This window comes from Lactobacillus xujianguonis (assembly GCF_004009905.1).
GTDB lineage: Bacteria > Bacillota > Bacilli > Lactobacillales > Lactobacillaceae > Lactobacillus > Lactobacillus xujianguonis.
In genome coordinates this window covers 1-7,460 of the sequence record NZ_ML136916.1, presented here as the reverse complement: position 1 = coordinate 7,460, position 7,460 = coordinate 1, and the positions used below count along the sequence as shown (strand labels likewise).

Below are 7,460 nucleotides of genomic sequence, written 5' to 3'. Positions count from 1 at the left end.
ACTGTCGGCTTATTTGCCATGGACAAAGCAAGTGCAGGCAAGCTGCAGATAAATTTTGAATATAATTAACCCCATCTTAGCACAAGCCAAGGTGGGGTTTTAAGATACTTCAGTTTTTTACGCTTACTTTTTAAGTTCTCTTATTTACAATTGTTTTCGTCAGCGTCAAAAGCATATCAAAAAAGCGCGCGATGTCAAGCTTTAGTAGAATTCGCGTGCTTTCGTGTTCTTTATTTTTGGGCTAATTGCGAAGCCCTCCATTAACCAATCTACCTGCTTAACAGAGAGAGCTTGAACTTCATTTTGATTACTGGGCCAGTTCATTTTTCCATTTTCAAATCTTTTGTAGAGCAGCCAGAAGCCTTGACCGTCCCAATAAAGGGCTTTGAAGCGATCTTTTCTACCGCTTATTCCGCTGTGGCCGTGTCTTCTTCGGTCTAACTGGAGGATGATTCAGTGCCACAATAGGTGGTTTTTCAAGCATTATTCTAACCTCCAATATTTTTGATGAGTTTAGAATAGCTGAAAAAAGAGGACTAAGAAAGATACTTGGTTATTTGACGCTTACCGTTTCTTTTCTCATAAGATAAATCTGAAAAGGAGTGCAGAGTATGGTAACAGTAGGCCAACAGCTGAAACGCATGCGGCAAAAGTCAGGTCTCAGCCAACAAGAAATGGCCGCCGGCATTATCAATTCATCTTTTTATCCACGTGTTGAAAATGATCAAAGCGCAATTAGTGCGACAAGTCTGATTAAATTGCTGACCAAGTATGGAATTTCAATTATTGAATTCTTGCATGATTTTGGCAATGTTGAACTGCATAATTTATACAATGAACGCCGGATTAGCAGTGCATTCTTGAAGCAAGATAGAGCTGAACTAAAAGAATTCAAGCCGATCCTGAACTTAATAATCAATTAGCAAGCAAAGTCATTGATTTAATGCTTTATCGTTTAGATAACGTTTCAGTTGCTGATTTAAGTAAAATGCAAACCAATCTCAAGCATACGATCCTGCAAATCGATAAATGGGACGCTAGTTATCTGTGGTTGTTCCTTAATATGATGGATTTATATAGTTTTTCCGATCTAGAAGGCCTAATGAGTTCAATTTTCAATCATTATAAGAATGATGACAACTATACTAATTCATCTTTAAAAATTTTGGCGGGAATTGTAGTGAAGTACGTTTTTATCTGTAAACAACATGACCTTGTCGAAGTTGAGATGCAAAAGAATTTGGAGTTCTTGGATGAATTGTCTCATGATCCAGCAATCTTTGTTGAAAAACTATTTGGCCAGTATTTCAAGGCTGAGTTAGATCATAACGAGCAATTGAAGAAGCAACTAGCTGGTTTTCTTAAAGAGGGTAATTATGGCTTTTATTTTGAAAGATTGAATTAAAGCTGATCAAAAAATAGATATAGAAGGGGTAAAAAATGACGATTGGAGAGCAACTGAAGAAAACGCGCTTGCTATTAAGAATTACGCAAGCGCAAATATGTGCCGGTGTGATCACTGAAGCTCATTATTCGCGTATTGAAAGAGACAAGAATGAAATTAATGCCACTTCACTCATTCAAATTCTCAACAACTTGCATATATCGCTCTATGATTTCTTTCTACCATTTGATCTTGCTCCAATCGAACAAGAAATTGATCAAGCTTTTATCAATCATGATCAACGGGCTTATAACGAACACTATCGCTTATTCTTTAAACTGATTGATGCGATATTAGCAGGCACAACTGACCAGCTTTCAACGGATTTTAAACAAAAGGCAAGAAGACAATTCTTGCAAGTTGGTCAGTTCACGCCTAACCTTTAGTCCAACTTCAGCTTGCGATGCCGTTTGCCTCTTTCCCTGAGATGAATACACTTATGAATTACGTCTTTTCTTTAAGTTCGCAAATTTGGAGCCAAGAGTATTATTTACCATATTTATTAAGTACCTTGATTGCTTATGGGCAATATTGTATGAAGCATGAGGAAGTCAAAGAAGATAAAAGAGCCTTCGATGCTATTCCTGAATTGGTTACGACTAACTCGACGGCGCTTTATCAAGTGTTGGCGGCTTATTGCCAAGCTCAGCTAGCAGATGATCAAGCTAAGGCTGAGGAGATTAAGAAGATTTTAGAATTGACGAGGTATACCAACTATTTAGATATGTAAGAATTTGCTTTTTTCTTATCCATTTGCTAGCTACAAACTATTGTTTTCAAGCCGAATTAAGGCTATTATTATTGTTTGTACGTTAAGCAAGAAAGTTGATTTTGAGAATAACTAATGGATAAAGAGATGGAAAAAGCAAAAAAGTTACTTTATTCAGAAAGTTTTGTTCAACTAGTTAAGTACGTTTTAATTGGCGTATTAGGATTGGTTGTGGATTTTGGCGTTTACACGATTTTGACGCATTTTAAAATGAATGTCGAAATTGCCAATATTATTTCCTCGACCTGTGGGATCATCAATAACTTCTTCTGGAATTCCTACACGAATTTCAAAGTTCATGATCACCTCCTAATTCGCTTTATTTCGTACTTTTTTGTTGGGCAAATTACAACTGTGTTTACGACCGTTTCATTGTTCATTTTTGTCAATCAATTGGGTTATCCTCATTTGATTGTTAAGATTGTGGCTACGTTTGTTGCAACGTTAATTCAATTTATTATTAATAAGATCATTACTTTTAAAAAAGTAGGGAATAAAAAATGAAGAGTTTATCGATTGTTGTGCCTTGTTTTAATGAACAAGAGTCGGTGCCACTGTTTTATGCAGCTACGCAAAAAGTGCTGAAGGAGATGCCAGTAAAGGCTGAATATTGGCTCATCGATGATGGCTCAAAGGACCATACTTTAGAAGAGATAAAAAAGTTGCATGCAGAAAATCCAGCAGTGCACTATATTTCTTTTTCAAGAAACTTTGGTAAAGAAGCGGCGATTTATGCTGGCTTAAAGAACGCGCCTGGTGATTATGTGGTCTTAATGGATGTTGATTTGCAGGATCCACCAGAATTTTTGCCAAAAATGTATCAGTTACTGGAGTCTGGTGAATATGATGCTGTCGGTTGCCGGCGGGTTGATCGGAAGGGAGAAGGCAAGTTTAAGTCTTTTCTGAGTGACCAATTCTACAAGGTGATTAATAAAGTTTCTAAGACTGAAATTGTCCCTGGTGCGCGGGACTACCGGATGATGACGCGGCAGATGGTTGATGCTGTGCTTTCAATGCCTGAATATAGCCGTTTTTCAAAAGGGATTTTTTCATGGGTTGGTTTTAAGACTAAGTACTTGGAGTACCACAATGTTGAACGGGTGGCTGGTGAAACTGACTGGACAACTTGGAAATTATTTAAGTATGCCATGAATGGAATTGCCGACTTTTCGCAAGCGCCGCTTGATTTGTCCGTTTGGATTGGGTTAACCTCTTTTGTCTTATCCATTATTGGTTTGATCTTTGTGATTGTTAGAAAGTTGATCAATCCTTGGTCTAGTATTTTTGGTTGGGCCAGTTTAGTTTCAGTCATTTTGTTAATTGGTGGCTTGCAACTACTCTACATTGGGATTATCGGCCGTTATATCGGCAAGATTTATTTACAAGTGAAGAATCGACCAATCTATATCGTTAAAGAAGAAGAATAAGAGAATAGGGATAGAATGAATTTTAATTATAAAAAGGTTGATTGGAATCGCGTAGGAATGGCGGTTTATCCTTATGTCGTCATTTTGATTGGGATCTACTTGATGATTAGATACCAAATCTTGACCCACTCAGTTCTGTTATCAAGTGATGCCTTATTACATTTTCAACGCTTTTACGAAACTAAAATGCAAATTAAGACCGGCAATTTTTCATATTTTCAAACTAATTTTGCTTTTAGTCATTCAGGTAGAATCTTTAATGCCGTTTATGCACCATTTTTAGCTTATCTTGGAGGGTTAATGCTACTCATAGTGCATAATTGGTTCAATTTCCAAATTCTGACAATTTTTATTGTCTTATTAATTGCCGGAATTAGGATGTACCGGTTAGCCTTGAAAGCGAAAGTTGATGAACTGGTCGCTATTTTGTTAGCCTTACTTTATTTGCAATTTGGAATTCCAGCGGGAATTTTGCGCTTTAACTTCATGGCTTGGGGTGCAGCCCTTGCGCCTTATGCGATGATGCAGGTGCTGTACATGATCGAGGATCGCAAAAAGCCGATTCACTGGTTGAGCATGGCTTTAATTATGTCTTTGCTGGCCCAAGTGCACTTATTGTCAACGGTCTTTATTGCTTGTACTTATGTGCCATTTGCGATTTATGGGTTAGTTAAGACTACTGAAAAGAAGCAAATGATCATTGATTTTCTTAAGGCAATCGGAACGACGCTCGTTTTAACCGCCAATATTTGGGGCGCAATGCTGGTTTTATTCGTGAATAATAAGATCGCTTTGCCAAATCAATACAACTTGATTTATCACACAGTTAAGTATAAGCCGACTACTAATATTCATGGTGCACTACTCTTTACAATGGTGATCTTGTTGGTGTTCCAATTAATTTATGTCTTAACTCATTTGCGTCAGAACGTGACTAATACACTGATTACCTTTGTCGCAATGATAATTTTGCTGATTTCTTCAAAGGCTTTTCCTTGGGCTCGATTACAGGCTTTGTACCCACGTTTGGGTTCATCGCTACAATTTCCATATCGATTAATGGTAGGTGCCTGGCCACTTTTACTGCTGGGAATTGGGATTTCAATGACCTATTTGATGAAGAATGTAAAGTTCGTCAATGTCTTAGTAATTCTAAGTTTGGTCTTTGCTTTTGGGCAGAATTTGTCTGCTAATTACGCAGTTAATCGAGCGCGCTCTCTAGAATTTTTAAATCCGCACCATGTTGTGATTATTCAAAGTTACAGTAAAATTACTAAGCATCGTAAACAACTGAAACATGTCCTGCGCTATAGTAATAGTGGCAAGTTGTTTAAATTAATTAATCACTTAGAGCCAGACTATTTGCCATATACCAAGCATGCCTCTAATTTAACTTACCAAAAGCAGATTTTAGATCAACGCAAGCATTATCATTATGCGGTTGATGGCAGTAAATTGATTTTAACTTGGCATAGTAAAAAGACGCAAAAGAGAACTTTGCCAATTGTGATGTATCACCAATCAAGATTGACTTTGAACGGTAAGCAAATGACGAAGTTAAAGCAAAATACAATTACTCAGCCAATTATTAAGGCTAAAAAGGGTAAAAACGTTGCTACGTTGCAATTTATGACGCCAACTTGGTTTAAGATTTTGCTTGTAATTAGTATTGTAGGCTGGATGCTGTTACTATTTTATGGCGTCTATGTGAAGCAGAAGAAAGTTAGTTTAAATTAAATGTCAGAGACTGTGAATAAAATTATTCGCAGTTTTTTTGTAATTAAAAAAAGAAACCTTCTATTTTTGCGTAATTAATATGTAGAAGCTAAAAACTTCAACCATATTAACATTAGGAGGAAAATTATTTGAAAAAGAGAAAGCAGATCAATGTTAAGGATTTACTCGGAATTACAGATGACATTATGTTTCAAAATGTCATGAAAGATCCAGTAAATTGTCGTAACTTACTGCATGAGATTCTTCCCGAGTTGGATATTCAAGAATTAGAAGTTCATACTCAGGAACGAATAAGCGTTAATGGGAAGGAAAAGACGGCTGTTTTAGATGTTTGGGTAAAAGATAGTCAAGGTAAATTATATGATTTGGAGATGCAAGTTTCTGATCGAGAAGGATTAGATCAACGAGCCCGTTTCTATATGTATAAACTGATGGAAGATTCTCTTCTTAAAGGGATGAAATATCCCAAGTTACCACCAGCTTATGTCATTTTCCTTTTACCATTTGATCCCAAGGGAAAAGGCCTTAAGCAATATAGTTTTGTTTATACGTGTCGAGAAATCCAATCAGTTGCACTGAATGACCAATCTGAGATAATATACTTAAACAGGCGAGGTACCAAAGGAACTGTATCAGAAGGTTTAAAGGGTTTTCTCAAATTAATGAATGGGGAAGAGACGTCTAATAGTCCATTCATTACCAGAATTAAAGATACAATGGAAATTTATCGTCGTACAAAAGAATGGAAGAAGCACGCTATGAACACAGAACAATTACTTGAAATGACCACTCGGCAGGTAAAAGAAGAGACAGCAAAGAAATTAAACGTTACTTGTCCTTAGGAATAAGTTAGGCTCAGATTTTGAGTTTTTTAATAGAAGATTATAGTGATGATTTTACAGAAGCCGAACTAAAAGGAATGTTGAATCAAGCTGAAAAATAAAAGGCTGCGGAAGATAATATTATGCAAAGACGCTAGTGGATTTTTCACTAGCGTCTTTTTGTAGGAAAAATTGAATTAAGTGAGTATGATAAATATATCAGATAACTTAGTTATTAATTAGGGGGTAAGCAAATGACTATTGGTCAAGCTCTTAAACAAGTTCGCGTTCAAACAGGGTTAACGCAAACACAAATGGCAGCTGGAATCGTAACCACATCATTTTATTCAAAGGTTGAGCGTGGCGTGCACTCGATTGATGCTGATGTATTAGTGAAGATCTTATCAGCTAATCATGTAGATGTCGTTGATTTTTTTCAAAGACTAAATTTTCAATCATTTAAAGAAAATCCTAATTTTGAATTGATCAATCAAATTTCATTTGCTCAGAATAGAAAAGATCTCAAGACACTAGATCAGATTGTAGCCAAAATTAAAAGTGGAGAAGTTAAAGATAGTTTTCAATTAGAATTTCGATTGCAAAATGCCTATGCTTGGGTTACGCATTCTAACCAAATGGTTACTCCCGAAATGAAGCAGAAGATAAAAGCAATTATCTTGAACAAGGACAGGAATCGGATTTCTTATCATCTATTAAGTCAGACCGTAATTGTATTTGATCTTGACGATGCCTATTATTTGGTTGATTTGGCTTTCAAAGCCTATAAAAAGAATAATGTTCATGATACTTTTACTCTGTAATTTATAGCTTTGTTGGCTGTGAACTTCTTAAATTGTTGTTACCACCAACTTGCTAAGCAAGAATACGTTGTACGAGCTGCATGATTTACCAACTGATCTCGTTATTGTATTTTATCGACTATTAGGCGTGTACTATGAAGTTTTGTTTAGCATGATCAAACAAGAGTCGAAACTTTTAGAGCAATTTTAAAAGATAGTGGCTATTTATCAGTTATTTCTGATACTTTATAGGATACGGATACGATACTGTGAGAAACTTAAAACTGTATCTGTGGCAAAATGAATTAGTAATGAATCAGAAAGTCAACAGTAAAAAATCTAAGTGTAAAATAGTTTGCGGTGACGCTTAGTTACAAATTAAAAAGAGTCAAATCCATTTTAGGACTTGACTCCAAAACAAAAAGACCAGTAGTCTGATGTTAAGAACAAAAACACATTAGA

At 36.0% G+C, this 7,460-nt stretch carries 10 protein-coding genes; 9 read left to right on the top strand and 1 reads right to left on the bottom strand.

Annotated elements, in window-relative coordinates:
- Window positions 1-201: 201 nt before the first annotated feature.
- Window positions 202-411, bottom strand: coding sequence for an IS66 family insertion sequence element accessory protein TnpB (tnpB, locus tag EJK17_RS11930; protein ID WP_255409193.1), 210 nt, complete (start codon window positions 409-411; stop codon window positions 202-204).
- 200 nt (window positions 412-611) lie between these two features.
- On the opposite strand from tnpB, the gene EJK17_RS10755 reads away from it, so the two are divergent.
- The 9 genes from EJK17_RS10755 (at window position 612) to EJK17_RS10715 (ending at window position 7,019) form a co-directional block, all read left to right on the top strand.
- A complete protein-coding gene (locus EJK17_RS10755; RefSeq protein WP_103662145.1) occupies window positions 612-923 on the top strand; it encodes a helix-turn-helix domain-containing protein in 312 nt (103 codons plus the stop codon).
- Window positions 924-943: 20 nt separating this feature from the next.
- On the top strand, window positions 944-1,405 hold the full coding sequence (locus EJK17_RS10750; RefSeq protein ID WP_127796424.1) for a hypothetical protein: 462 nt from the start codon (window positions 944-946) through the stop codon (window positions 1,403-1,405).
- A gap of 35 nt (window positions 1,406-1,440) precedes the next feature.
- Window positions 1,441-1,830 (top strand): helix-turn-helix domain-containing protein, encoded by a 390-nt coding sequence (locus EJK17_RS10745; protein WP_103662143.1) that lies wholly within the window; start codon window positions 1,441-1,443, stop codon window positions 1,828-1,830.
- A gap of 53 nt (window positions 1,831-1,883) precedes the next feature.
- Window positions 1,884-2,174, top strand: a complete 291-nt coding sequence (locus EJK17_RS10740) for a hypothetical protein (RefSeq protein ID WP_103662142.1) — start codon at window positions 1,884-1,886, stop codon at window positions 2,172-2,174.
- A gap of 126 nt (window positions 2,175-2,300) precedes the next feature.
- On the top strand, window positions 2,301-2,717 hold the full coding sequence (locus EJK17_RS10735; protein ID WP_103662147.1) for a GtrA family protein: 417 nt from the start codon (window positions 2,301-2,303) through the stop codon (window positions 2,715-2,717).
- Complete coding sequence (locus EJK17_RS10730; protein WP_103662141.1) at window positions 2,714-3,640, top strand: glycosyltransferase family 2 protein; 927 nt, start codon at window positions 2,714-2,716, stop codon at window positions 3,638-3,640. The genes EJK17_RS10735 and EJK17_RS10730 overlap by 4 nt, the downstream gene beginning before the upstream one ends.
- A 15-nt stretch (window positions 3,641-3,655) precedes the next feature.
- The gene (locus tag EJK17_RS10725) at window positions 3,656-5,377 is read left to right on the top strand and encodes a glycosyltransferase family protein (RefSeq protein WP_103662140.1); all 1,722 of its coding nucleotides are present in this window, start codon (window positions 3,656-3,658) and stop codon (window positions 5,375-5,377) included.
- Between the two features lie 128 nt (window positions 5,378-5,505).
- Window positions 5,506-6,219 carry an Rpn family recombination-promoting nuclease/putative transposase gene (locus tag EJK17_RS10720; RefSeq protein ID WP_236629367.1) on the top strand — a complete coding sequence of 238 codons (714 nt, stop codon included), beginning with the start codon at window positions 5,506-5,508 and terminating at the stop codon, window positions 6,217-6,219.
- A 233-nt stretch (window positions 6,220-6,452) separates the two neighbouring features.
- Complete coding sequence (locus EJK17_RS10715) at window positions 6,453-7,019, top strand: helix-turn-helix domain-containing protein (RefSeq protein ID WP_236629366.1); 567 nt, start codon at window positions 6,453-6,455, stop codon at window positions 7,017-7,019.
- Window positions 7,020-7,460: the final 441 nt, after the last annotated feature.

Bases quoted from the DNA above. Each gene is read 5' to 3' on its own strand.
- EJK17_RS10755 (WP_103662145.1), top strand. From the start codon at position 612: ATGGTAACAGTAGGCCAACAGCTGAAACGCATGCGGCAAAAGTCAGGT.
- EJK17_RS10750 (WP_127796424.1), top strand. From the start codon at position 944: ATGCTTTATCGTTTAGATAACGTTTCAGTTGCTGATTTAAGTAAAATG.
- EJK17_RS10745 (WP_103662143.1), top strand. From the start codon at position 1,441: ATGACGATTGGAGAGCAACTGAAGAAAACGCGCTTGCTATTAAGAATT.
- EJK17_RS10740 (WP_103662142.1), top strand. From the start codon at position 1,884: ATGAATTACGTCTTTTCTTTAAGTTCGCAAATTTGGAGCCAAGAGTAT.
- EJK17_RS10735 (WP_103662147.1), top strand. From the start codon at position 2,301: ATGGAAAAAGCAAAAAAGTTACTTTATTCAGAAAGTTTTGTTCAACTA.
- EJK17_RS10730 (WP_103662141.1), top strand. From the start codon at position 2,714: ATGAAGAGTTTATCGATTGTTGTGCCTTGTTTTAATGAACAAGAGTCG.
- EJK17_RS10725 (WP_103662140.1), top strand. From the start codon at position 3,656: ATGAATTTTAATTATAAAAAGGTTGATTGGAATCGCGTAGGAATGGCG.
- EJK17_RS10715 (WP_236629366.1), top strand. From the start codon at position 6,453: ATGACTATTGGTCAAGCTCTTAAACAAGTTCGCGTTCAAACAGGGTTA.